Annotated in this window: 26 protein-coding genes and 1 other RNA gene; 8 read left to right on the forward strand and 19 right to left on the reverse strand. The window is 32.2% G+C overall.

The genetic code is table 11. The annotated features are described in order from the left end of the window. Positions 1–111: 111 nt before the first annotated feature. The 3 genes from AC2D8I_RS05610 to AC2D8I_RS05620 form a co-directional block, all read right to left on the reverse strand. Complete coding sequence (locus AC2D8I_RS05610; RefSeq protein ID WP_484705010.1) at positions 112–747, reverse strand: hypothetical protein; 636 nt, start codon at positions 745–747, stop codon at positions 112–114. A gap of 4 nt (positions 748–751) precedes the next feature. Next, a complete protein-coding gene (locus AC2D8I_RS05615) occupies positions 752–1,246 on the reverse strand; it encodes an RNA polymerase sigma factor (protein ID WP_484705011.1) in 495 nt (164 codons plus the stop codon). A 366-nt stretch (positions 1,247–1,612) separates the two neighbouring features. Further along, entirely contained in the window at positions 1,613–2,008 is a 396-nt protein-coding gene (locus AC2D8I_RS05620; RefSeq protein WP_484705012.1) for a DUF2721 domain-containing protein, read from the reverse strand. Between the two features lie 606 nt (positions 2,009–2,614). On the opposite strand from AC2D8I_RS05620, the gene AC2D8I_RS05625 reads away from it, so the two are divergent. The 4 genes from AC2D8I_RS05625 to AC2D8I_RS05640 are packed head-to-tail and all read left to right on the forward strand — an operon-like array spanning position 2,615 to position 7,576. Next, positions 2,615–3,748: an alpha-xenorhabdolysin family binary toxin subunit A gene (locus AC2D8I_RS05625; protein WP_484705013.1), complete on the forward strand. Its 1,134-nt coding sequence runs from the start codon at positions 2,615–2,617 to the stop codon at positions 3,746–3,748. 10 nt (positions 3,749–3,758) lie between these two features. Further along, a complete protein-coding gene (locus AC2D8I_RS05630) occupies positions 3,759–6,236 on the forward strand; it encodes a hypothetical protein (protein WP_484705014.1) in 2,478 nt (825 codons plus the stop codon). Then, complete coding sequence (locus AC2D8I_RS05635; protein ID WP_484705015.1) at positions 6,217–6,924, forward strand: hypothetical protein; 708 nt, start codon at positions 6,217–6,219, stop codon at positions 6,922–6,924. Before AC2D8I_RS05630 ends, AC2D8I_RS05635 begins: the two co-directional genes overlap by 20 nt. A 10-nt stretch (positions 6,925–6,934) precedes the next feature. Continuing rightward, positions 6,935–7,576 carry a hypothetical protein gene (locus tag AC2D8I_RS05640; RefSeq protein ID WP_484705016.1) on the forward strand — a complete coding sequence of 214 codons (642 nt, stop codon included), beginning with the start codon at positions 6,935–6,937 and terminating at the stop codon, positions 7,574–7,576. A gap of 290 nt (positions 7,577–7,866) precedes the next feature. Here AC2D8I_RS05640 and AC2D8I_RS05645 read toward each other — a convergent pair whose 3' ends face one another. From AC2D8I_RS05645 to ssrA, 6 genes are all read right to left on the reverse strand, one after another. Further along, positions 7,867–8,316: a DUF1569 domain-containing protein gene (locus AC2D8I_RS05645; protein WP_484705017.1), complete on the reverse strand. Its 450-nt coding sequence runs from the start codon at positions 8,314–8,316 to the stop codon at positions 7,867–7,869. A gap of 138 nt (positions 8,317–8,454) precedes the next feature. Beyond that, positions 8,455–9,489 (reverse strand): ACR3 family arsenite efflux transporter, encoded by a 1,035-nt coding sequence (arsB, locus tag AC2D8I_RS05650; protein WP_484705018.1) that lies wholly within the window; start codon positions 9,487–9,489, stop codon positions 8,455–8,457. Between the two features lie 3 nt (positions 9,490–9,492). Next, positions 9,493–10,125 carry an arsenate-mycothiol transferase ArsC gene (locus AC2D8I_RS05655; protein WP_484705019.1) on the reverse strand — a complete coding sequence of 211 codons (633 nt, stop codon included), beginning with the start codon at positions 10,123–10,125 and terminating at the stop codon, positions 9,493–9,495. 22 nt (positions 10,126–10,147) lie between these two features. Then, positions 10,148–10,630: a DUF6428 family protein gene (locus AC2D8I_RS05660; RefSeq protein ID WP_484705020.1), complete on the reverse strand. Its 483-nt coding sequence runs from the start codon at positions 10,628–10,630 to the stop codon at positions 10,148–10,150. Continuing rightward, the gene (locus AC2D8I_RS05665) at positions 10,624–10,956 is read right to left on the reverse strand and encodes an ArsR/SmtB family transcription factor (RefSeq protein WP_484705085.1); all 333 of its coding nucleotides are present in this window, start codon (positions 10,954–10,956) and stop codon (positions 10,624–10,626) included. The genes AC2D8I_RS05660 and AC2D8I_RS05665 overlap by 7 nt, the downstream gene beginning before the upstream one ends. 447 nt (positions 10,957–11,403) lie before the next feature. Next, positions 11,404–11,800: a transfer-messenger RNA gene (gene ssrA, locus AC2D8I_RS05670) on the reverse strand. Positions 11,801–11,985: 185 nt separating this feature from the next. Between ssrA and AC2D8I_RS05675 the strand changes: the two genes are divergently transcribed. Next, positions 11,986–13,191, forward strand: a complete 1,206-nt coding sequence (locus AC2D8I_RS05675; RefSeq protein ID WP_484705021.1) for an NAD(P)-dependent oxidoreductase — start codon at positions 11,986–11,988, stop codon at positions 13,189–13,191. A 72-nt stretch (positions 13,192–13,263) separates the two neighbouring features. Here AC2D8I_RS05675 and AC2D8I_RS05680 read toward each other — a convergent pair whose 3' ends face one another. The 9 genes from AC2D8I_RS05680 to AC2D8I_RS05720 all read right to left on the reverse strand — a co-directional run bounded on the left by AC2D8I_RS05680 (position 13,264) and on the right by AC2D8I_RS05720 (position 20,426). Then, a complete protein-coding gene (locus tag AC2D8I_RS05680) occupies positions 13,264–15,147 on the reverse strand; it encodes a redoxin domain-containing protein (RefSeq protein WP_484705022.1) in 1,884 nt (627 codons plus the stop codon). Positions 15,148–15,220: 73 nt separating this feature from the next. Then, positions 15,221–15,886 (reverse strand): DUF1361 domain-containing protein, encoded by a 666-nt coding sequence (locus tag AC2D8I_RS05685; RefSeq protein WP_484705023.1) that lies wholly within the window; start codon positions 15,884–15,886, stop codon positions 15,221–15,223. Beyond that, positions 15,879–16,256, reverse strand: a complete 378-nt coding sequence (locus tag AC2D8I_RS05690) for a ribosomal maturation YjgA family protein (protein WP_484705024.1) — start codon at positions 16,254–16,256, stop codon at positions 15,879–15,881. Before AC2D8I_RS05690 ends, AC2D8I_RS05685 begins: the two co-directional genes overlap by 8 nt. Positions 16,257–16,260: 4 nt before the next feature. Then, entirely contained in the window at positions 16,261–16,902 is a 642-nt protein-coding gene (locus tag AC2D8I_RS05695; protein ID WP_484705025.1) for a SanA/YdcF family protein, read from the reverse strand. A 3-nt stretch (positions 16,903–16,905) separates the two neighbouring features. Continuing rightward, positions 16,906–17,193, reverse strand: a complete 288-nt coding sequence (locus AC2D8I_RS05700) for a hypothetical protein (RefSeq protein WP_484705026.1) — start codon at positions 17,191–17,193, stop codon at positions 16,906–16,908. Next, entirely contained in the window at positions 17,183–17,662 is a 480-nt protein-coding gene (locus AC2D8I_RS05705) for a Coq4 family protein (RefSeq protein ID WP_484705027.1), read from the reverse strand. The genes AC2D8I_RS05700 and AC2D8I_RS05705 overlap by 11 nt, the downstream gene beginning before the upstream one ends. A 362-nt stretch (positions 17,663–18,024) precedes the next feature. Beyond that, positions 18,025–19,404, reverse strand: a complete 1,380-nt coding sequence (locus AC2D8I_RS05710) for a DUF4153 domain-containing protein (protein WP_484705028.1) — start codon at positions 19,402–19,404, stop codon at positions 18,025–18,027. 51 nt (positions 19,405–19,455) lie between these two features. After that, positions 19,456–19,749, reverse strand: coding sequence for a winged helix-turn-helix domain-containing protein (locus AC2D8I_RS05715; RefSeq protein WP_484705029.1), 294 nt, complete (start codon positions 19,747–19,749; stop codon positions 19,456–19,458). A 68-nt stretch (positions 19,750–19,817) separates the two neighbouring features. Then, positions 19,818–20,426, reverse strand: coding sequence for a hypothetical protein (locus AC2D8I_RS05720; protein WP_484705030.1), 609 nt, complete (start codon positions 20,424–20,426; stop codon positions 19,818–19,820). Positions 20,427–20,578: 152 nt separating this feature from the next. On the opposite strand from AC2D8I_RS05720, the gene AC2D8I_RS05725 reads away from it, so the two are divergent. From AC2D8I_RS05725 to AC2D8I_RS05735, 3 genes are all read left to right on the forward strand, one after another. Beyond that, positions 20,579–20,938 (forward strand): hypothetical protein, encoded by a 360-nt coding sequence (locus tag AC2D8I_RS05725; protein WP_484705031.1) that lies wholly within the window; start codon positions 20,579–20,581, stop codon positions 20,936–20,938. Positions 20,939–20,949: 11 nt separating this feature from the next. Then, positions 20,950–21,306 carry a DUF1801 domain-containing protein gene (locus AC2D8I_RS05730; RefSeq protein WP_484705032.1) on the forward strand — a complete coding sequence of 119 codons (357 nt, stop codon included), beginning with the start codon at positions 20,950–20,952 and terminating at the stop codon, positions 21,304–21,306. A 490-nt stretch (positions 21,307–21,796) separates the two neighbouring features. Then, on the forward strand, positions 21,797–22,372 hold the full coding sequence (locus AC2D8I_RS05735) for a hypothetical protein (RefSeq protein WP_484705033.1): 576 nt from the start codon (positions 21,797–21,799) through the stop codon (positions 22,370–22,372). A gap of 111 nt (positions 22,373–22,483) precedes the next feature. On the opposite strand, the gene pepT is transcribed toward AC2D8I_RS05735, so the two are convergent. Next, the gene (gene pepT / locus AC2D8I_RS05740) at positions 22,484–23,722 is read right to left on the reverse strand and encodes a peptidase T (protein ID WP_484705034.1); all 1,239 of its coding nucleotides are present in this window, start codon (positions 23,720–23,722) and stop codon (positions 22,484–22,486) included. Positions 23,723–23,734: the final 12 nt, after the last annotated feature.

Genomic DNA, 23,734 nt, shown 5'->3' on the forward strand with positions numbered 1-23,734 from the left:
AAACTTATGAAGACTACTTGTTTTACCTATAGTAATTTATTTGTTTATTTCCAGACCTGTAATTGTTACAGGATATTTTCAACAGAAAAAGTAATAACATTTTCTTTTGAATTATGCTTCTAGCTTTTGTAATTCTTTATAATTTTTATTTAAACGCTTTAATAAAATACCATAGAGTAATTTATAAAACAACCATATAATTAGTACAAAAGCAGCCGTTAAGGCTATTATAATAATATAAAAAATTAATAGCTGAGCATTATTTAGTGGTTCTAATACGGCGGTGAGGTTTTGAGCATTCTTGGAGGCATAGTAAAAACCACAGAGCATAGAAAAAGATCCTATTACAAGATTATAAATAACATAGTATTTAATAACTCTTCGGGTTTTTAAAATATTTTTGATAAGCATTTTTGCATTGTCGGTTACCGAAATAGATTTATAAGATTTATAAAGCAAATACACAAATATTACTGTAATACCATAGGTTATAAAAGATAAAATGGGGAAGATAAGACTGTCTCCATATAGCGTTTCTAGATTCTCATTGTAAGACTTTGACATGAATTTGGGTAATGCATTGATCAAAATCCAAAACAAAAGTTCTCCCACACTAATATAAAATAGTGTTTTTATAATAGAAGATGATTTTTTTAATAGCATAGGGTAAATTTGCTTGGAGGTTAATTGCCTCTCTTTAGCACCATCCTTTTGCCAATGCTTTTTTAATAATTCTAATTCATCCATATGATTACGGATTTAATATGGTTCTTAGTTTGGTTTTTACTCGGTTCATTTTTACACGAGCATTTACAGGACTAATTCCCATTGTTTCACTTATTTCTTTATAGTTTTTATCCTCCAAATAAAGGAAGATAAGCGCTTTTTCTATGTCATTTAATTGGTGTACAGCTTTGTATAATAATTTTAGCTGTTCTTCTTCGGTGTCATCATAATCTTCAGAAGAAATTTTAAACTGAACGGAGTCAAATCCTTGAGTATTAATCGTTCGTTTAGATTTTCGGTAAAGAGTAATAGCTGTATTTAAACCAACACGATACATCCAGGTACTAAATTTTGAATCTCCTCGAAATTTCGGAAACGCTTTCCACAGCTGTATCGTAATTTCTTGAAACAAATCATTATGAGCATCGTAATTGTTTGTATACAACCGGCAAACCTTATGTATAATGTTTTGATGTTTCTCTAATAATTTTACAAAATTATGTTCTAATTCTTTATTCAATGTTGATAGTTAGGTTACTATAGTAAGTAGTATAAAGATAAAATATGTTACATTAATTTCGTAAAATTTTAAGTGATAGTTTTTAATTATCTGAAAAATAGTTGTTTGTGTGTTTTGTGTGTTGTAGGGATTAGAAAGCGTTTAGTTTTTATTTTATAAAGCAAGCTAAAGATTACATAACATTGGTGTAATAATTTTGAGGCGTTGCTTCACGGTATCATTTTGTTTTCTATGTAATGCTCCCTATTTCTTAAAGGTATTTAGAATTCTTTCAATAATAGCTATTCAGCATGTTTAGATTATTATGAGATAAGAGTCGTATTTTCAATATTAAAACTGTAAATAGTTTTTTAGAGGCAAATGAGTTTACCCTTTCTCAATATCGTTTATGTGGTGCTCTAAAGCTTTTACTGAAATTTGAATTTCCCAAATTAAAAATGCTAATGATAATATTAATGCAATAAGAGCTATACCAAATACCCAAATGGCAATAGTCTGTTGTTGTATGTATATTAAGAACATTGTAAGTACACAAAGTAATAAACTAGTAATGCCAAGAATTTGCATAGACCTAGTTAAATATAACCGGTGTTTTATATTTTTTATTTGAGCTATTAAAACAGTGTTTTTTTCTTTTTGATTCTTATCATGTAAGCTTCGTATTATAGTCGCGTAAGCTAAAAATCTATTAGTATAAGCTAACATGATTAATGAGATTGCCGAAAATAATAGTGCAGGAGTTGCTAAGTTAAGTTCTTCCATAAATATTAAGTTTAGTAAACTTAACTAAGTTATTAATTCCTTTTTACAATAACATGATTTCCTTACGCTTTTTTGCGAGCTTACAATAAAAAAGAGGCAACTACTTGAGGGATTAAGGTGTTTCTATTAACGAATTCTAGTACACAAATTCCATTATCGCTACTATAAATAAATATTGTTTTAAAGTTGTAAACGCGTTTAATAGAATGAAGTCTTTTTAGAATTAAAACAACAAAATTGATAGCATTAGAAATTTATACAGTTCGTTAAGGAAGTCCTACAATATTACTTGTTATTTAGACCTCTTTTATTGCTTTTAGTACCATGTCTATGCTTTCATTTAAATACTAAATGCTCGTGTTTTTATCGAAATTAAAAGGTTAATTGTTGACTTTTAATATGTTAAATATTGTTGAAGAATACAGAAAAGTATAAATGCTTATTTCAAAAAATAAGTATTTATACGCTAGTAAAATTTAGGGTTTCATCAGACATTTACAATACAATAAAACACAAGGTTGAGTAGCTACTATCTGTTTTTGTTAATGAGGGCGGAATCCGAAAAGCCTGTTTAAATAGAGTAGGGGAACTTATAATAAGAATGAAATGTCAAATATAACTACGAAAGAAGATATAAAAACTACAGATATAGGACCAGGAGCAATTGCAACACCTTCTGAAACAGGAGGACCAGCATTTGCACTTTCCTCATCCGAATGGTATGCCATTCAGACCTATGTGCTGAATGCCCAGAGTAACGATATTATGCCGCGTACTGAAGCTGATTTTAAAGCATTCTTGGGAGATGGTGCTCCGTCTGATATGTCGCCTTTTACACCGCTTATAACAGCATATAAAGATATTTACGATCATGTGACTGTATGGCAAGAAGACACTTTTCCTGCGAGTGTCTCATTGGCTTCTGATGTTGTTTCTTATGCATTACAAGCACCTACATATTATGCCCCAATATTGCCTTTAGCAGAAAAATTAGTAACAGATCCTACTGATGAGGAAACAAAAGATAAGTTAAAAGCAATTTTGGATGTATTAATTAAAAGTGCAGATGATTATCACGGAAAAGCGGAAGCCGTTAGTGCCAAAATTCAAACTTTTGCAGAGCAAACTCAAAGTGATAAAACCGTATTAGCAGGGACAGACGGTAATGGAGGATTATACAAGAAATATGAGGATAAATATGGGGATACAAGTGATGAGGTAAAGGAGTTAACAAAAGAACTTGCTGCGCAACAAATTATTCTTGATGCAGCAAATAAAGAATATGAACATGATGTCATTGTTGCAGCCACAACTCCAACTTATGCTTGGATATTTCCTGTTGGAACAATAGCAGGGGCTGTTGTAGCAGGGGTTTATGGTAAAAAAGCGACAGATGCTTTAGATAGAGCGCATGCCGCTACAGCAAAAATTAAATCCTTAAATGCTGAAAAAGAAGCCGATGCAAATCTAATGATGTCTTTACATACAGCAGAACTAGGCCTATCAGGAAATATTCAGTCGATTACGGCAGCCTTGCCTATCATTCAAAAAATACAAGGCGTATGGAGTGCAATATCCGATGATTTAAGTAATATCTCTAAGTTGATTGAAACGAATATCGCAGAAGCACTTCCTATTATTATGGATCTAGGTGTAGATTCGGCTATTGAAGCATGGACAGCAGTAGGTGAGGAAGCACAAGCGTATAGAGTAAATGCATATGTGACTAAAACGAGCTAAAGAGAACTTTATGAATATTGATAATTTAACAATGCCTCAGTCTACACAAGATGTAGACTGGGCTACTTATTATGCTGATCTGGAAAAAAAAGGGAATGTTCCAGATGCATCATGCCAGATAATAGATGAGAATAGCGCAGTATTTCGTGATATGGCTCAAGATCTATCAGAAATAAAGGAAGAAATTCTAAAATCAGGTATCACTCCAAAAATGACAACCATCTTTGCAGATGTGTTAATTATTCCAGAAAACACAACCTGGGTTATTGATAAGCAAGGGTTAATTATTTACGCACGTCAAATTATCGTAAAAGGCAATGCTTCTATTGTATTGAATTACGAGGAAGATACGATGAGTAAATTAATTATGTTTGGAAGTGAATTTTCAGGAAGTCTCTCAGTAAAAGCCGTTTTTAATTCTACTGTTACACCGCAAGTATTCGAGGTGTCTCAAGTAAATGTTTTTCCAGGTTTAATGGTTAGTGCGGCAGAATCGATGGCGACATTGTCTTCCATTGATTTAAAGAATGGTTTTGCGCTACAGTTGCGTGATGATATGAAGTTATATCTCGATAATTTATTTATTTTCGGGGCGTTATTATACGATCAAAATGCAGCTTTGGCAGTGTCTATATTTATATGGGTAAAAGGCTGGGCAGCTCAAAATAGCGAGCTACAAGAATTATTTTACAGAAGTGCCAGTTTGGCAACACTATTGAATTCAGAATTGAACGCGAAAGAAAATGGGGCTAAGTTTGTTTCGTATTTAACGTCAAGTATTTATACCGAATTAGTAACAGCATTTGCCGCAGAAGCATCGAAGTACGAAAGTGATTATATTGCATTAAGCACTCAAGAGGCGCTTACAGAGGAAAATATTGCAATGGCGAAGACGATGGTAGAGAATTCTCAAAGTGAGATAGACTATGTAAATGCACTTTTAGATCAAGCTAATGAAAACTATAATAATGCTGAAACAGCTGCTAAACAAGCGAAATATAATTTCGATACACAACAGCGGGCTGTTGATATGGTTGCAATTGACTTTAAAGAGATCGGTATTCCCGCATATCAAAGAAAAGTAATTATTGAAGGTGTTTTAGATCTTGTAAAAGCTGTTGTTACATTTGGAAGTGCAATAGCGCTTATGGCGGTTGGAGATGAAGCAGCTGCGCCAACGGCAGCAGAAGGAGCTGTTGAAGGGGTAGAAGCCGTTTCTAAAGCAGCAACAACAGCTGAAGAAACAGCAAAACTAGCTACTGATTTGGCAGAAACAATGAAGACGCTAAAAAAGCTGGTTGAGGGATTACAAAAAGTATATGAATTAGCCAAAGCTATTAAAGATGTAGCAGATAATATTAGTACTGCTGAAAGCAAAACGGATATTATTCAGAAAATGGAAGATACTACAGATGGAGCAGATTTGAGTGCTGCCGATGGGTGGCGTATTTTTCAAATCCAGGCAGACAACGCAATGGAAGACCCTATAAATTTAGATATTGAATACGCTAAAGATTATAAAGAAGCTATGGATATCTTAGTTGTTTATGGACAATCGCTTTCTGCAGCTCAGTTGGCAGTGATTAAAACAAGCCAAGCTGTTGCTGCACTTACTTTTCAATTGCACTATGCAGAAGAGAAACAAGAAAACTTTAAAAAACTTGTTGAAGACTTGAAAGAAGGTGATAGTACATCATTACAATTAATGCAAACATTCTATCAGAAATACCTTAATAGTAAAAGTGCTATGTTTGCTGCGTTAAAATCGTATCAAGACTCATATTTTTATTGGGCATTTAAAGAATCTACTGTTCAGCCTAAAATTATTGATTCTGTTGATGATCTTAATTCGGGAATTCAAAACCTTACCGCAATTGCAATGGACGAGGCGAGTGCTTTAGAAGAGTTTAATCCACCACCACAGAAAATGAAAAACATGACGTTTGAAATTACCAACGAGAATGTTTTGGAATCGTTAAAGACCTCAAATGAAGCAAGCTGGACACTTCCTTTGGATAATCAAGAGTTTGCAGGTTTGGATCGTGTGCGATTGAATGATATGCGCGTGTGGATAGAAGGAACAGCGTTTACAGGGAATAATTCTTCAGTATTTATAACTATTACTAATACAGGAAATTATTTAGATCATTATAAAGGCTTAGATTATCAATTCAACTCAAAAGAACTAATACGAACGTTTGAATATAAAGTTTCAGAAGAGAGTAGAGATGCCGATTGGACTTTTGAAAACGGCAAATACGGGATTGTACAAATTGATGGAGAAGTAGATGATGAGGTTGCTTATGCTTATTTTCGACCAACGCCTTTTTCTGAATGGAAAATTTCTTTAAAAACAAATAATACTAATGTAGATTTTTCTAAAGTGACAAAGATTACAATGTATTTCGCTGGCTCGGCGATAGGGACTACCTCTGCCGTTCAAAATTTACTAACTAAAAAAACAGAGGGTGTCAAAATTAGTAAATGATTCAGTTACAAGTCTGTTTACAATTTCTACTAGTAAATGGACGACAATTAATCAGCGAGTAGGCGTTGTATTAGCAGTAGAAACAATCGCGCCTATTATTTCATCTGATTTGCCTTCGTATCCAGCGTTGTTAAAAAGCAGTAAACTATGGGAGTCTAATACTTTTAATGGTTTAATTGCAGAGTCTAAAGTGATTTCTACATATGCCGATACTGCAATTACAAATTTTATGCGTATTAGTGAGGCGGTAAATAAAGTAGAGGACAATGTTGTTCCTGAAGCACTTCAAAATCAAGTGAAAGCATCTTTAAACCAATTGGTTGTCGATACTGAACCAATAGTAACGACGAGTACAGGCTTATCAATAGAACTCAATGCTTTTTTAACAGACAATCAGCTTGTAGATAATGAAATTGCTTTAAATAAAGATGTGCTGGGTAGTTTTTGGGCGCCTATAGGTGCTAGTATTGATGCTCTTGAATCTGCTGCTGGTGCGGTAACTGGTACTTGGAAGGCAATTATAGACGATCTAAATAATACGGTAGCAAAAGATATAAATGTTACTATGCCATTTATAGAATCGTTAGAAATTGATGCTGCGATTATTTCTTGGCAGAATATTAAAACCGAGGCGGCAGCTTTTCCTTCTAAAGTGGCTGGACAAGAAAATTATTGGCATAACAGTTAAAATTAAATGAATGACAACAATTAATAATAATAGTTTAATTGAGCTACTAAAATCAAGTGACACGGGACCTTTTATGCAGGCTGAAATTTTTTCGTTAAACGGATTAGGGAAGCTTCGTGCGCAATGTAAATGGTTATATTCTGCTTTAAATGTAGATCCTGGCACTACAGGCACGTTTTTGTGGACTTTTAATAAAATTGATGACAATCATATTTCTTTATCGCCTCCTAGTGGCACATGTATTTCGAATACGTTGTATGCCAGTGCTAGAGATGATAACCAGTTTTTTTTGCAACTACAAGCTCCTTTTTCCTCAGATTGGATCACTGCAGCTAGAAGAGATGAAATATTTTATTTTGATATTCAAGACTTAAATATAGCCGTATTTAAAGGGTTTAACGGAAAGTATCTACAAGTTGATGGCTCCGAAACAATTCATAATAATTGGAAAGCCTATAGAATTCGTAGTATTGGTACAGCATTGGATGAAAATACCCAATGGTATATTAAAATTAAAAGAACGTTTCAAAAAGAAGATCATCGTATTGGAGGAGACCACTCTCCTAAGGCTGTAAGAAGTCATTTAGCACAGTGTGGGATCAATTTTGAAGCTTCTGTTTTAGAGAAGCTTGTAAGTCAAATAAGTGATTAAATAATTTAGTTAATATTGTAGCCTTCCCTTTTTTTGGGAAGGTTATATTTTTACTTGTTTTTTCACAATCCTCTTAACCTTTTCGAATAGTCCTTGATAGACTTACCTTATTAGGTTTTTACAGTCAATAGGAATGAGTTTATGATCTAAATTTAGGGGAATTAGCAACAATAAATGGGAGCAGTGCCGTTTTTATATACGTGATAAGGCAACGCTTTTTATTAGAAGATAATATTAAAAATTAATATAATTTAAATGATAAGTCATTACTATTGTTATAAAATGAATTATCAATTACCAAATTGTTTTAAATGATGGTGAAGGTGTTTGTAAATTAATCTCATCCATTCTTTCTTGTTTAGTTCTCCAAAAAAAGGATGTGCTTTTAATGCCTTATGAGTTCTTACTTTTTCTAAGTAATTGAGTAATTCGTTTTTTTCCGTTTCAAAATCGACAAGCGAAAAAGAGGCTTTTTTTTTGTTCATTTTAGCGGGAGTATTTGCGCCTTTTGGCCAAGGAATAGTTGAGAATAAAAGCCATTTTCCTAACTTAGATTGTAGGAATGAAGCCCCTTCTTTATTAGATGAAATTTCACCCAAAGCTAATTTTAACTGTCTTGTACAATGAACAAGCATTTCCTGTATTTCCATTTCACCCCAGAGTCGAGTATTTGTTTCAGAAAGCTCATGGATTCTTTTTTTTATTTCGAAATAATCCTTTTCATTTAAAATATTTTTCATGGTTTACGGATTTTACTTTGCTCTTTTAGGAGGTTATAAGAGAATCGTTTAATTAACGAATTTAGTTTTATCTAAAGTTTTAAATGTTTGTAATGGTGGTTTTCATTATGTTAGTTTCTAACCTTGTTGAAGTTTTATTTAGACATAATATTTTTTCTTTAACCAAAAAGAAACGCGAACCAACAAAATTAAAGCAGGAACTTCTACTAATGGTCCAATAACTCCTACAAATGCTTGTCCAGAATTTAATCCAAAAACAGCAATGGCAACAGCAATTGCTAATTCAAAATTATTTCCAGCTGCTGTAAATGCAACCGCTGTTGTTTTATCATAATGTGCTCCTGTTGCTTTGGTAAAGAAAAAACCTACAATAAACATTAGTGCAAAATAGATAAGTAAGGGAACGGCAATAATAAGAACGTCCATTGGAATTTCTACAATTAATTCTCCTTTTAACGAAAACATTATAACGATAGTAAACAAAAGTGCGATTAAGGTTATTGGTGAAATTGTTGGAATAAATTTATTTACATACCAAGCCTCGCCTTTAAGTTTTACTAAAATTAATCTGCTAAAAATGCCCATTGCGAAAGGAATGCCTAAATAAATAGCCACACTTTCTGCAATTGTACCGATTGAAATATCCACAATAGCACCTTCAAAACCGAAATAAGGGGGAAGTACTGTTATAAACAGCCAAGCATAAAAACTATATGCGAACACTTGAAAAATACTATTTAAAGCAACTAAACCAGCCCCATATTCACTACTCCCTTCCGCAAGGTCATTCCAAACTAAAACCATTGCGATACAACGCGCCAATCCAATTAGAATGAGACCAACCATATATTCGGGATATTCGGATAAAAACGTAATTGCCAAAATAAACATTAGAACAGGGCCAATTATCCAATTTAGAATAAGCGAAATAGAAAGGATTTTTGTGTTTTTAAATACTTTTGGTAATAGTGAATAATTAACTTTTGCTAAAGGAGGATACATCATTAAAATTAACCCAATCGCAATAGGAATGTTTGTTGTTCCATTATTGAATGAGTTTATAATATTAGGAAATGTTGGAATAAAGTAACCAAGACTAACCCCAAGAGCCATTGCGACAAATATCCATAGCGTTAGATTTTTGTCAATAAAACTTAATTTTTCTGTTGGCATTTTTTAAGAATTAATTTGTGAAAAAATGAAAAATAATTCGGTTGCAATTTGCAGACTTCTTTCATTATATTTTTCTGCTTGTTGCGGTGTATTATCAAATGCTTTTGGGTCTTCAAAAGTTATTGGAATACGTTTTTCAGCACCCACAATAAAAGGGCAACCGCCATCTGCTTGAGAACAAGTCATAACTGCAGCAAATCTGTTTTTTGGATTAAAATCATCATCCAGTTTTTTAGAAAACCCAATAATTGGATGTTCGTTTTCTGCATATTTAATGCTGTAAACGGGATTGTTTCCTTTTGAAAGCGTTTTAACTTTAAATCCAGAAGTTTTTAGCGTTTCTGAAACTAAAGGGAAAAGGGCTGTGTTTTCTGTGCCTCCCGAGTAACAAAACACGTTTTTGATCTTGAAATGGTAAGCCATAGTTTGCGCCCATACTTGCGATAAATGACTTCTTCGGGAATTGTGTGTACAAATAAAATTGATACGAATCTCCTGATTGTTTAAAACTTTTGATTGAATAAATTCGATTAGCGGTTGTAAAACAGCTTTTCGTTCATTTGAAATTGTTTCGGGTTTTAGCGTTTTGATTAAGTTTTCTATTCCTTGGAATAATGTAGATTGCGTTTCTATCATGTTTTTAAAGCTTAATGTTTATTTAGCAACAGTTGCCATCTGGGGAACAGTAAAGTGCATCATTTAGAGCGGTTAATTGTAGTTTCGTTTTTTCTGCAGGAATACTACATTGGTTTTTTGTTAAACAATCGGTTTGTTTGTTGGTCAAAAGAAAGTTTGTTCCGTCAAAGTTAAGTCCATATTTACCAATGGTATCTGCTTGATACTCGACTTCTATTTCTAAATCTTCGCTATTTAATACTTTCTCTGAAAGTGCGATAATAGTCATTAATTTTTCGGGATGCAACCTATGATCGTAATCGTTTGCATTCCAAAGTTGAAAGTTTATCACTTCCTCGTGACGTACTGTTCCGCCACAATCAATAAAATGTTTCGTGATTTTACCTATTTCGGTAACATGGAAATGATTTGGTACTAATTGCCCATTTGGTAATTTAAAAGCGATCGTTTCCAATTTTTTTAATGCGAGTTTTATTTGAGATAATGTATTTAAATTTTTTAACAACAATCTTCTTTTTGGGAGAGGTCTTGGTTCATAAACTTAAACAGAACCGTTTTCATTGCAAACCAATTTTTTTTGTTAATACAATAACAAACACTTGTTCCAGTCACACTTCCTTTAATTAATCCTAAATGTTTCAATTCTTTTAAATGTTGTAAAATAGTAGATTGAGCCAGCCCAATCTTGGTTACTAACTCTCCGTATGCGCAAGAGTTAATTTTAAACAAGTATTGTAAAATAGAAACTCTTGCAGGATGTGAAAAAGCTTTTGCAAAAAAAGAAATTTCATTTTGTTGATCAGTAAATATTTCAGTTTTTGCTAATCCCACTCTTCTTTTATTATTATATCGCAATATTACGATTAATATTTTAATGTTCAAAATTTTACAAGCATTTTAATAGGCAATTCATTCTTAGTGAGTGGAGTTGTGATTTAACTTCTATATAGATCGGAGTGATATCCCCAAAAAAGAACTTATAATAAGGCAGTTGAAAGAACAAAATGTGACTCTAAAAGTTAATGAGTAGATTAAAATAAAAAAAAGGATGTTCAAAGCCCTCTTTTATTTTGTTCATATGTTAGGTAAATAACAATGCTTACCTAAGGTAAATATAATCAATTTCTAAAATATAAACTCTCTACTATGAAAACAGAATTCAATGCTAGGATTTGGTAAGGATAAAATATATATAAATGTGTTATTTATTGATTAATGGTTGACTAGAATAGTGAAAAAACCGTAAAACACTGTTTATGAGTGAATTACGGTTTTTGAATGTGGAGTCGGAGGGAATCGAACCCTCGTCCAAACAAGTAATCAAAGGGCTTTCTACACGTTTATTCTTTACTTAGGTTTTCGATAATAGGCTGGCTAGAGACAACCTACCTATTACTTATCTTTTTTTAGTTTCGAAGGCATACCAAAGCGTTATGCGATCTATATTGACATTTACGATGCCTCAAAATGGAACGCCGTCAATCAAGGCTTTCCGGAGACATAAAGCTTGTACACCTTGTGTACCGAGGCTTAATCCTACTATAATTCAGATTAGGCAGCTAAAGCGTAGTTATTCTCGCCGTTTAAAAAGTTGACTTAATGTTTAACGAGTACAATGTCATTACTCGACGTGCTTACCGTTTCATTAATCTCGCTGTCAAAACCAGTCGACCCCATTTTTATAATTAATGAATTTAATAAGTAGACTGCAAAACTACTAAAAAGTTTGTATAAGCCTACAAATCCTCTTATTTTCGTGCAAAAATTATTCCGTTGTATTGCTTTGGTGTTCTCTGTCAGTGATTTAGGAATAAATAATAAGAATAATCCGCAATTGCGGAACTGAAAAAAGTATCCCCTATGAAATTTGCATTAATAAAAGAGCGTAAAAACCCACCAGATCGCCGCGTAGTATTTTCTCCAGAAGGCTTAAGTAAAATGCAGTCTGATTTTCCAGAAGCAGAAATGATAGTTGAATCTTCAAACATTCGTGTATTTGATGATACCGAATATTCTAATTTAGGTTTTAAGGTTTTAGAAAATATTGAAACCGCAGATGTGATGTTGGGTGTAAAAGAAGTCCCTATTGATGCATTAATACCAAATAAATCGTATTTTTTCTTTAGTCATACTATAAAAAAACAATCTTATAATCGTGACTTATTGCGAGCAATTCTGAATAAGAATATTACATTATATGACCATGAAACTATCGTTAGCGAAAAAAATAACAGACTCATCGGTTTTGGGTATTACGCTGGTGTAGTAGGCGCATACAATGGGTTTAGAGCTTATGGTTTAAAGTCTGGTGATTTTAATTTACCTAAAGCAGAAACATTTAAAGATAGGGCGGCTTTGAATGCCGCTTTAGATGCAATTGTTGTACCTAAAATGAAAATCATTTTAACAGGAAACGGAAAAGTAGGAACAGGGGCAAAGGAGATTCTCGATCATTTAAAAATAAAGGAGGTTTCTGTAGCAGAATATTTGTTAAATACCTATGATGAGGCTGTATATGTTCAGATTGATGTATTAGATTATAATGAAAGAAAGGATGGACAAGATTTAGGTAAATATGATTTCTATGAAAATCCAGAGGACTACAAATCTAATTTTATGAGATTTGCCAAAGTAAGTGATGTATTTATTGCAGGACACTTTTTTGGAGACGGTTCTCCTTATTTATATACGCGTGAAGATGCTAAATCACCAGAGTTTAAAATTAAATTAGTTGCCGATATTAGTTGTGATATTGACGGTCCTGTTGCCTCAACACTTAGAGCATCTACTATTGCAGAGCCTATTTATGGTTACAATGCACAAACGGAAAAAGAAGTAGATTATAGGGCTGAAGAGGCTATTGTTGTTATGGCTGTAGATAATCTACCTTGTGAATTACCAAATGATGCAAGTCAAGGTTTTGGAACAATGTTTTTAAAATTTGTAATACCTGCTTTTTTTAATGGTGATGAAAGTGGGGTTTTAGAAAGAGCAAAAATGACAGAAAATGGTGCGTTAACCGAACGTTTTAGTTATTTACAAGATTATGTAGAAGGGAAAGAGTAAGGAGGTAACTCTATAAAAATAAAAAGCCACTTTTATTAAATAGTGGCTTTTTTTTGAAAAACACAATGGGAATTATGGGTTTAATAAGTCAATCATTAAATCAATTTCCTGTATTAATTTGTCGTTTTGACCATTGAATCCAACAGATTTGAAATTTATTTTTCCTGAAGGCCCTATAATGACCTTGGTTGGAATACCGCTTACATTATAATTGGATGCCACATCAAATTGATCTGTTTCTTCATTTTTGGTGTCAAAAATAACATTGAAATCATAGTTATTGTCTTTTATAAATTTAGCGACATTTTTTTCTCTACTTTTACCATCCTCAAAGGTATCTACAAAAAGCAATACAACGTTATCATTATTTTTGTATTTTTCAACAACTTGTTGCATCCCAGGGAATGATGCTTTACAGGGACCACACCAAGTAGCCCAGAAATCTAAAATTACTGTTTTACCTTTTAAAGCGGCTAAAGTAATGTCTTCTCCATCAAGATTTTTTAAAGTAAAAGGGGGCGCAGTTTCATCGAGCATTGCTTTTTTTAGGGCAATTACTTCTTTTTCATGTACTTCTTTTTCTATTGCAGCAATGATGCTGTTAAAATCACCATTTGGATTAGTCTGTGTAAACGCATCCTTGTATAATGCGATCATTTTTTGAGAACCTTTACCATTGCTTAAAAAGGCATTGGCTTTGGTGTTCGCTAATTTGTATTGTTTGTCTGTAACTAAAAATTCAATATAGCGCTCATTCATCTCTGCATTATTACCTTTTCCTACAGCTTGAGCTTGATAAGTAATCGCTTCTTTTAGCTTGTCTTGTTTAAATAGTATGAAAGCATAAGTATCTGCATACATATTGTAGCTATCCTCCATACGCTCTTTGTATTGATTTACTGTAAGGTAGCTTGGTTTTTTATTGTTTTGAGCCAATTTTATAAGCTCTAAAGAGCGTTTAGATATTTGGGAAGCAAAGGCTAAATCCTTTCCTTTTTCAGCTAAATTCCAGGCAATATTATTGTACAAGCTAGCCTTAGTTTCAGGGGCTTTAATTGTATTGGCGTATTCTTCAAAAGCTTCAACGTGACCTGCATTATAGTTTAATAAGGCTAAATTATTTTTTAAATAAGGAAGGTTTTGGTTTGTTGGAGCAATGGTATTTAACTCTGTGAATATCTTTTCTTTTTCAGCCAAATCTTTAGACCTGTAGAATTGATCGGTAAGGCGATTAACTTTCATTTCTCCATTAGGGTATTTTTCAATGGCTATTTTTGAAATGGAGTCGGCAAGTGTTTTTTGTTTTGTTATGTTGTAAAATTTAGAGAGTTTTAGATACTCTTTTTCATTTAGATGCTCTTTGGAAGTCAGTGTTTTTATAGCAGTTTCAGAAAGACGTTTTCCTTGGGCTTTATCGTTTCTGTAAATAATATTGAAATAAGAGTCTCCCCATTTCTCTTTTAATTCTGGAAATGCTTTAAGGTCTTCTTCTATAGCAATCAATAATTGTTTTTTGTCGCCTTCTAATCCGTACTCTGCGCCGTAATATGTAGGATAATATAGTGTATTGGAATTGCTACCTTTTACCGTATTTCCAGAAGCATCATAAATAGGGAGTATATATCCTTTTTTGTTATTAGTGTCATACTCTCCATCTATTTTAAAATTAAAGGCAATCGCAGAAATAGAATCTGGAATCGTTAGAGTCGCAGTATTGTTAACAAAATTGATATCGTATGGATAAGCTTCAAAATTGTTTAATTGGCTGTAGATGCTTTCCATATTGGGGGCATCGCCATTATATTTAATAGTAAACGAGACATTTTGTATAATCTTATCGGTAGAGATTTCAAAATCGCCTAAAGTAAGTGGGGTTAAAATAGGGGGCTGCTTTTCTTGCTTACAAGCGAAAAAGGCAAAAATAGAAATTAATGTAAAAATCGAGATTTTTTTCATTTTAATTGAAAGTTTATGGGTTAACGCATTAAAATTAACAAAACCTTTTCTATTGGACTAATTTTAGAGGGTATTATCTAGTGGAATTATTTAGGCGTAATCTATTGAATACGAGATACCCAATAGCTAAGTATAAGCCAAAACAAATGGTGAATAACCAGGCATTATAATGTTGTTTAGGTTGTGTTACGATATTGAAAACGTCTAAAATTAAATACTGAGGGTTACTTAGGATTTCCCAAGAGTTGTAGCGTAAAAAACGTCCAAGATACATCCCAAAACTTGTGCTAAACATTACGAACACTGTTACAACCTTTATTGCGGTATTGCTGAGTTGTGTGCTTAGTACTATTTTAAAATCTTGTACCGAAAAATAAAAAAGAAGCAAGCCGTTTATAGCGAACGATAAAATTAGTAAAACGTCTAGCCATAATAAGGTGCTTCTACTAGTTTTGATGTGTATTAAGTCTGTAATAATATACGGAGCATTAGGGAGAAATAAAAGCCAGAAACAAAATAGAACCCCTAGTCTTAACCTTCCCAAACGGTCCAACCTTATTAAATAAGCACTTATTGCATATGGAACTATTGCAAGTATTAAGTTCCATACTAAAAATAGAAAATGCGGAGATCTTGTGAGTAGCATTCTAATAGCTAATAGTGCCATAGAAAAAAGGATGAGTACTGTTAAAAGCGAAAGTACTTTCTTTTTTCGTATTAATGTGTTTATGTTAAGCATTGCTGTTTATGTTTTTATCTATCCATATCGCAGAGATTGCTCCCAATAAATAGGCTATGAGATCTTGTACACTAAAATGGCTGCCAAAAATTAATGTGGCTATAGGGTGGTGTTTTAAGTTTAGGTAATCTAGAAGGTTAAAGTACTGTAAGAATTCTACCGTGTAGGCTACAAATAGTACAAATAGAGCCACTTTTATAGAGCTAATTTTAAATACACTCTTAAAAAAACAATATAGCATGATTACGACCAGATAATCCCCAAAAGTATGCCTTATGAAGCCGCTTTTTAAGAAGATAGCTATAAGTAGTTCTATTATAAAAAGGCCTAAGAAGGCAGAAAAATAATTTTTATTAAATTGTAAGAACATTTGCTTATTTTATTTCGATAGTTTTTCCAAGAAATTTTGGGGTAACGTTGCACATAATGTCTATAACGGCTTTAGCTTTTGCAAAATGTTCTCGTATTTTTGTTTTAAAACTGTAAGGCCCTTTTATAGCTTTTGCATTAAAGCCTATGGCTTCTATATTATGCTGTTTTGCTAGGTATATGGCGCGCTCATTATGAAACTTCTGAGAGATTACAATAAATTTAGAAAGGCCAAAAATCTTTTTTGCTCTAATAATGGAGTCTAAGGTTCTAAAACCAGCATAATCTAAGTAAATTCTATTTTCAGGAATACCATGTTTAATAAGGTCTTCTTTAAAAGTAGAAGGCTCGTCATAGGTTGTTGTACTATTATCTCCGCTAATAAGCAGGTATTCAATTTTATGCGCTTTAAATAGCGTTAGGGCTGCTTCTAGTCTGTATTTATAATACAAGTTTTGTGTGCCATCGGGTAATGTTTTAATTGTACCCAATAATAATCCTACCCTGTATTTAGGAATTTTTAAAACCGATTGATATGTTTTTCCTTTGGCGGCATCTGCTATTAAATAGCTAGACATAATCATATAGCCAATACAAAGTATAAATAGTATGAATAACCGTTTTAAGTATTTTATTAAATAGTTCATTTTTTATAATGTTTTTATTACAAGGAGAAAGTATAATAGGGCTATAGGAATATTTAAAAGGAGGACTCCAATAGCTTTAAGAGATTCTATTTTGTTCTTATCTATAATAAGTGCAATTAGTAACACAATTAAAATAATGCTATTCACAAAAGCCGCGAGTAAAACATATAGGTAACCTAACTCTACTATAAACTCTACCGATTTGAAGATAAAATGTAGTATTAATAAGAGTGTCCCTATTAAGAACGAAATAAGAGCAATCCTGGAAGTTGTTTTTAGTCTATTTATCATAATTTTGGGTTGTGAAAATTTCAGATCTAAAATCAGTTAATGAAACGTTTAAAAGGTTTTTGAAATCTAGATTATGAAAAACATTGGCTTTTTTTCCAATACAATAAGACTTCAGATAGTAGTTTAAATAGTCTGGCAGTAGAGCTGTACCTAAAATAATGGCTCCAAATAAATAGAAGCTTTTTTTACCATTACCTAAACTTAAATATTGTAAGGCAATTTCATCTTCAACATTGGTTCCATAACCCGTTAACACATGGTAAGCATCATGACGCTCCACTTTAGGGATTAATTCAAAATGGTTTCTTTTTAAGAACAAGCCAAGGTGTTTTCCAAAGGAGGCTTCTGGGTATGTTAAGAGCTCCGTTTTGTATATGCCCCAGGGCTTATGTTTTTTAAAAATACGCGTATATAGCGTTTTGGAAATTTCGAATAGCCATATAATGAGATGTTTTCTATAAGCTTTCATTATTAATGTTTTTTAAAGGTCCATATCCATACTTGCATTAGCGTAAAAAAAGCAGCAGTAAAAAAGGCTATAACGTGTATCTCGTAGTTAGACTTATAAATGCATAAAAAACAAATCGTAAAAGCAACACTAGCATAATAAGGAAAAATTGTTTTAAAGACTGTATTGTTGTTTTCTAGAAACCAAAAAAAAGGAAATATAGTTGTGCCTATGGTGATAAGACAGCATAAGAATATAGGAATTATAGAAAACACTATTAATGCCAATGATAATTCTGTGTGATACTCGGTAAGTATTACTAGCCAAAATATTATGCTTGCGCGTAATGTTGCTTTTATAGTGAGATTGCCTAGTTTCATGATTTATTTTTTAATTGTAAGATTATCGTATTGTAGTTCTTGCCATGAGTTATTATTGAGTGCTTTTAAATAATTATTGTATTTGTTAAGTATTTTGTGCTTGTGTACTTTATTCAAATTGTTTTTGTCTGCATAGGTTTTAAGTATAAACGTGTTGTTGTTTGAAAGCTGAATTAAATATTCTAGATCTGTTTCTTTTGCGTAATTAAGATTGTAATTAGTAATGGTTTTATCCCAATTAATTAAACTTGCAACAATTAAAACGGCGAAAACTATATTTATGTTTACCCGTAATAAATACCATAGGTTTTTAATAGCGTACACCTTTATTAAAGTGCTAATTAGTCCAATAAAAGCTAGGAATAAGTAAAGGTTAACCCCGATTCTTTTATAGGTTATGCCAAAGGAATAGATGTATAAGTAGTTTTTAAATGCAATTACAAGTATGAGAAGTACATTTAGTGCAATCCAATTATAGCTTAAGTATTTTAACGGCTTAGAGCGTTTGTAGAAGTTAAGGTTTCCTCTAAAAAAATACAGTATAATAATTATGGCAAGGACTATGGAGATTATAAGAGTGTTTATACCATTATGCACTTGATGCGATAATTCTATGGCGTTAAATGATTTTTGATTAAATAGGTAGAGGATGTCCGTAATTAAAAAAATAGTAATTAAAATATTTAGTAACCACATTAAAACAACCCCTAGTTGCTTTTCGTTTTCTAATTTTTTTACTAAAAAATCTTTGGGCTTACTCAGTCTATTTTTTGTAGCAACATCTACATTTGTAATTGGGTTAACCACAATGGGGGCAGCAATATTACTAAACAAGTAATAGCCTAGAAAACTAAATAAAACCCATTGAAAATTTACGAAGCTAAAATCTATTTTTGAGGTTAACGCGTAAAACATAGGGTTTCCATTTTTATAAAGACTCAAAAACACAATTAACACTATTAATGGAATGCCTATAATTTTTAACCAATATAGGTAGTCTATTTTTTCATACTTATTTGGTGTTTTGGTTTGATCCTTTTCGTATAAACGATGAAAAAAAGCAGCACTTGTAGTGTAGCATCCATTAAGCCAGTTTATATATAGTGATGCTCTGTGCTCTGAAATGCTCCCTATGACTATAAAAAAAGCGACTATGTTTGCTGTGATTGCTAAATCCGATTTATATAAGAAAGCTGCAAAGCCAGTAATGAGGTAACTTAGTGACTTAATAAGTGTGATTTTATTTTTAAAGGCGTTAGGGCTATTTATAACTAAAATAATAAGTGTTAATAGGCTAAAAAGCGAAAGGTTTAAACCGATGTTTTGTTTGTAAAATAATGTGCTAAACAAAAGTGCAGCAATAATGTTAAAGATATTTCTCATGTTAAATATTGTAAAGTACTTTGAATTTCAAAGTTTAATGATAAAAAAATATTATGTTTTATTAATTAGTTTTTCAAGCGCATTAATGTGTTTTTTAAATTCTGCTTTTCCCAATAGCGTAGTGCTGTAACGGGTATTCGGTTTTCTGCCTATAAATTGCTTTTCAATAGTAATATATTCTGCTTTTTCTAAGGCTTTGGTATGACTCGCTAAATTTCCATCTGTAGCTTCTAATAGCGTTTTTAAAGTTTTAAAATCGGCAGATTCATTAACCATTAAAATAGACATAATACCCAAGCGAATACGATGATCAAATACCTTGTTTATGTTGTTTATTATACTCATATTGGTTTCTGAGAAAACAGAAATCTTTGTTTTTTTAATATCTCCTTTTAAGCCTTAAAGTACATTTTTTATTTTACATCGTATTTAAAATGCATCCACGTTCCATAAATAATATGCATTACACCAAAACCAAGTACCCAAAGCCAAAACCCATAACCTGGATAAAGGGCACAAATTAAGCCTAAAATAATTTGTATGAAACCGAGATAACGAATATCTCCAATGCTATGCTTAGAGGCATTAACCAAAGCCAAACCATAAAAAATAAGCATTAGCGCGCCCGTTTGTCCGTATTTGTTTTGATTTAAAATAATCATAATATAAATGCCACCCGTAATAAGAGGTGTTATAAAGCTTAAAATAAGGCGTTTAGATGAGGTGTCCCAAAAGGGTTCTCCATTTTTCTTAGCCTTTCGTGTGGTTAAATAGATGCCTGTTATAACACTAAAAAAGGCAATTAAAAATAAGTCTAAGAGTATTAAGTTGAATATTTTACCGTCTAAAAGGAGCTTGCCATAGCTATATTCTATAACCAGCCAATACGCAATAGTAGCTCCAATTAATGCATAGATTCCGGCTAAAATACCAGACAATCCACTAAGCGAAATAAAACGAGAGGATTTGTTCATTAAACTTTTTATCTCGCTTATATCTTTTAAATAATCTTTATCACTCATAACTAAAGTACTTTGAATTACAAAGTAAATAAAATCAATTAAGAACGACAAGTTTTAATAATGATTTTTTTAATTTCATATAAGTAAGAAATCATTTGTTAAATATTGTAAAAGTTCTTAAATTAGGGTCTAATCAATTAAAATACAGTGATATGGTGGCATTATTGTTAAACGTGATAAAAGTAGCTGGTGGTATTTTGCTTGGATTAGCAACCTTAGATAAATGGGATGGAAATAGTAATTTCTTTACTAAAGTAGCAGGTGTTTTAACTCCGTTTCAAACCATTATAGGAGGAGTGTTAACCATCTTTGGTGTTATAGGACTTTTAGGAACCAATAATATACTGCTTAATATAGTAAGTACATTAGGAGGGTTTTTGTTACTCACACACGTTACAGTAAAGGCCCCAGGAATAGGAGATGCATTAAAAAAATTTTCAGATAGTTTAATGCCTTTTAAAGCTATTATAGGTGTTATATTAATTATATTAGGTATAATGGGGATATTCTAAAGCTGTATAAAATGAACCCTGCTGAAAGTTATATTCTTAATCAAATTGAACCGTACAAATCTATTTTAATGCATTTACAATTAATAATAGAGCAAACAATACCAGAAATAGAGTTAAAATATAAATATAAAATCCCTTTCTATTATATAAAAGGGAAACCGTTATGCTATCTTAATGCAAGTCATAAAAAGAAATTTGTAGATCTTGGATTTTGTAATGCAAATCAAATACAATCGTATAAAGAACATCATATTACAGAAAAGCGTAAAAAAATGTTTTCATTGCGATATAAATCTTTAAAGGTTGTAGACGGTATTGTATTGGTAAAAGTGTTACGGGAAGCGGCTTCCCTATATGTTAATGCGTAAGATTACAAAATGTAGTGTACTTATACATTTATTAATGGTTTAAAGAGAATAAAGACATGAGCTGTAAATAAAATGATCCTTATTACGTGTCTCTTTTATTTAAAACAGGGTTATTATATTAAAATATAGTAATTGTGTTGTTTTGAATAAAGTTAGTGTTGAAGCAAAATAGTGATGTGAATCAATATTTTTTTTACAAGTGTAGTTGTTGATAATATAAAGATTTTAATGCCCCCTTATTTAATAGCGCTTATCAAGATGCAATTATATATGGGGGTTTTTATGTAAGAATAAAGTATAATCGAAGAATTACCATATTTTTTAAAAAGCATAAGAATCGTAAAATAGACAAAACGAACAGTAATATTGTTAAAGCGGTCTAATTTGACGAGTGGAGTAAAATACGTTCTGAATTTTTTGAAAGCTAAGTTTTTAATACAACTATAAAAGCAATACGTGTATATGTATAATAATCTAAAACAGTGATAAAATGAAGCAGCTATTAATTATTGTAATAACTTTAAGTTGCCTAACCAGTAGCTCACAAACAACCTTTGAACTTTTAAATCCATTCGTGTCATTTGGTTTTGATCCTAAAATGGCTATTGACGGTCCTGGAGAAGATTGGGGTAATTCATCATCTTTTGACTGGGAGGCTAGAATAGGCTATTATCCGACCAAAAATGACGATATAAGAATCTCTCATGCATATAAACTGCACGACCGTATTGGGTTTCAAAAATGGACGTATTTAAGTGTTGATAAGCGTATAAATCTTATTAAGAACATAAAGGGGTTTGTGGGATTAGAAATGTCTGGGATAACAAGAGAGAGTTTTACATATACATACGATAATCCAGATGATTATGAAAAGTATAGTACCAATCCATTACAGTTTGGAGCTAATGCAGAACTTCAATATACGCCTAAAAACAGTCGGTTTTCAATAGCTCTAAGAGGAAGTTATTATCAAGCTGAAGATAAGCAAAAGGAATATGAGGATTTTAGAAAAGAAGTTACGTTATCATTATATTTTCACTTATTTAAACAAGTCAAATCAGAATGATAAATGCATTTTAGTCTTGTTTTTACTTAAATGAGGTGGTTATGACACCAAAAAAAAACAGCCCAAAACAATTATTGTTTTGGGCTGTTACCTTTGTATAAGAAAAGGAAATTATTTTTTTTCGGCTACAATTTCTGCAATCTTACAAATAACCTCAGTGGCTTTGATCATGCTTTCTACAGGAACGTATTCATAACGTCCGTGAAAATTATGTCCACCGGCAAAAATATTAGGACAAGGCAAGCCCATATAACTTAATTGTGAACCATCGGTACCACCGCGTATCGCCTTTATAAGTGGTTTTATGTTTAGCTGCTTCATGGCCGTTTCAGCAACATCCACAATATGCATTACAGGCTCTACTTTTTCCTTCATATTAAAATATTGATCTGTAATTTCTATAGCAATGACATCTCTACCATATTGCGCATTTAGCTCATCGGTTAGATTTTGCATGACCGCTTTACGTGCTTCAAAATGTTCGCGATCATGGTCGCGAATAATATATTGTAATACAGTGTCTTCAACTTCACCATTCATAGCATATAAATGGAAAAAACCTTCATAGTCTTCTGTATGTTCAGGGGTTTCCATACGCGGAAGAGAATTAATAAATTCTGTAGCGATGTACATAGAGTTTATCATTTTACCTTTGGCATAGCCTGGGTGTACAATTTTTCCTTTTATCCTTACTTTAGCACCAGCAGCATTAAAATTTTCATATTCTAATTCTCCTATTTGACTACCATCCATTGTGTAAGCCCAATCTGCACCAAATTTTTCAACATCAAACTTGTGAGCACCACGACCTATTTCTTCGTCTGGCGTAAAGCCTACTTTTATGTTACCGTGTTTAATGTCTGGGTTTTGGATAAGATATTCCATTGCCGATATAATTTCACATATTCCAGCCTTGTCATCTGCTCCTAAAAGAGTTGTACCATCTGTAGTAATTAAGGTCTGCCCTTTATATAATAGCAAATCTTCAAAATAATCTGGAGATAATACAATGTTCTCTGCTTTGTTTAATACAATATCCTTTCCATCATAATCATTAATAATTTGAGGTTTTACGTTAGCTCCTGTAAAATCCGGAGTCGTATCAAAATGCGATATAAAACCAATTGTAGGAAGGTCATAATCAACATTACTAGGTAAGGTTGCCATTATATAAGCATTATCGTCTATAGAAACATCATGCATACCAATAGCTTTTAACTCCTCGACCAAGGCATTGGCTAAGTCCCATTGTTTTGCTGTGCTTGGTGTCGTCTTACTTTCTGGGTCCGATTCGGTATCTACAGTAACATAGCTTACAAATCGTTTGATTATATCTTCTTTAGAAATCATTTTAAATCTGGT

The sequence above is a fragment of the Lacinutrix sp. YIN62 genome (genome assembly GCF_057219185.1).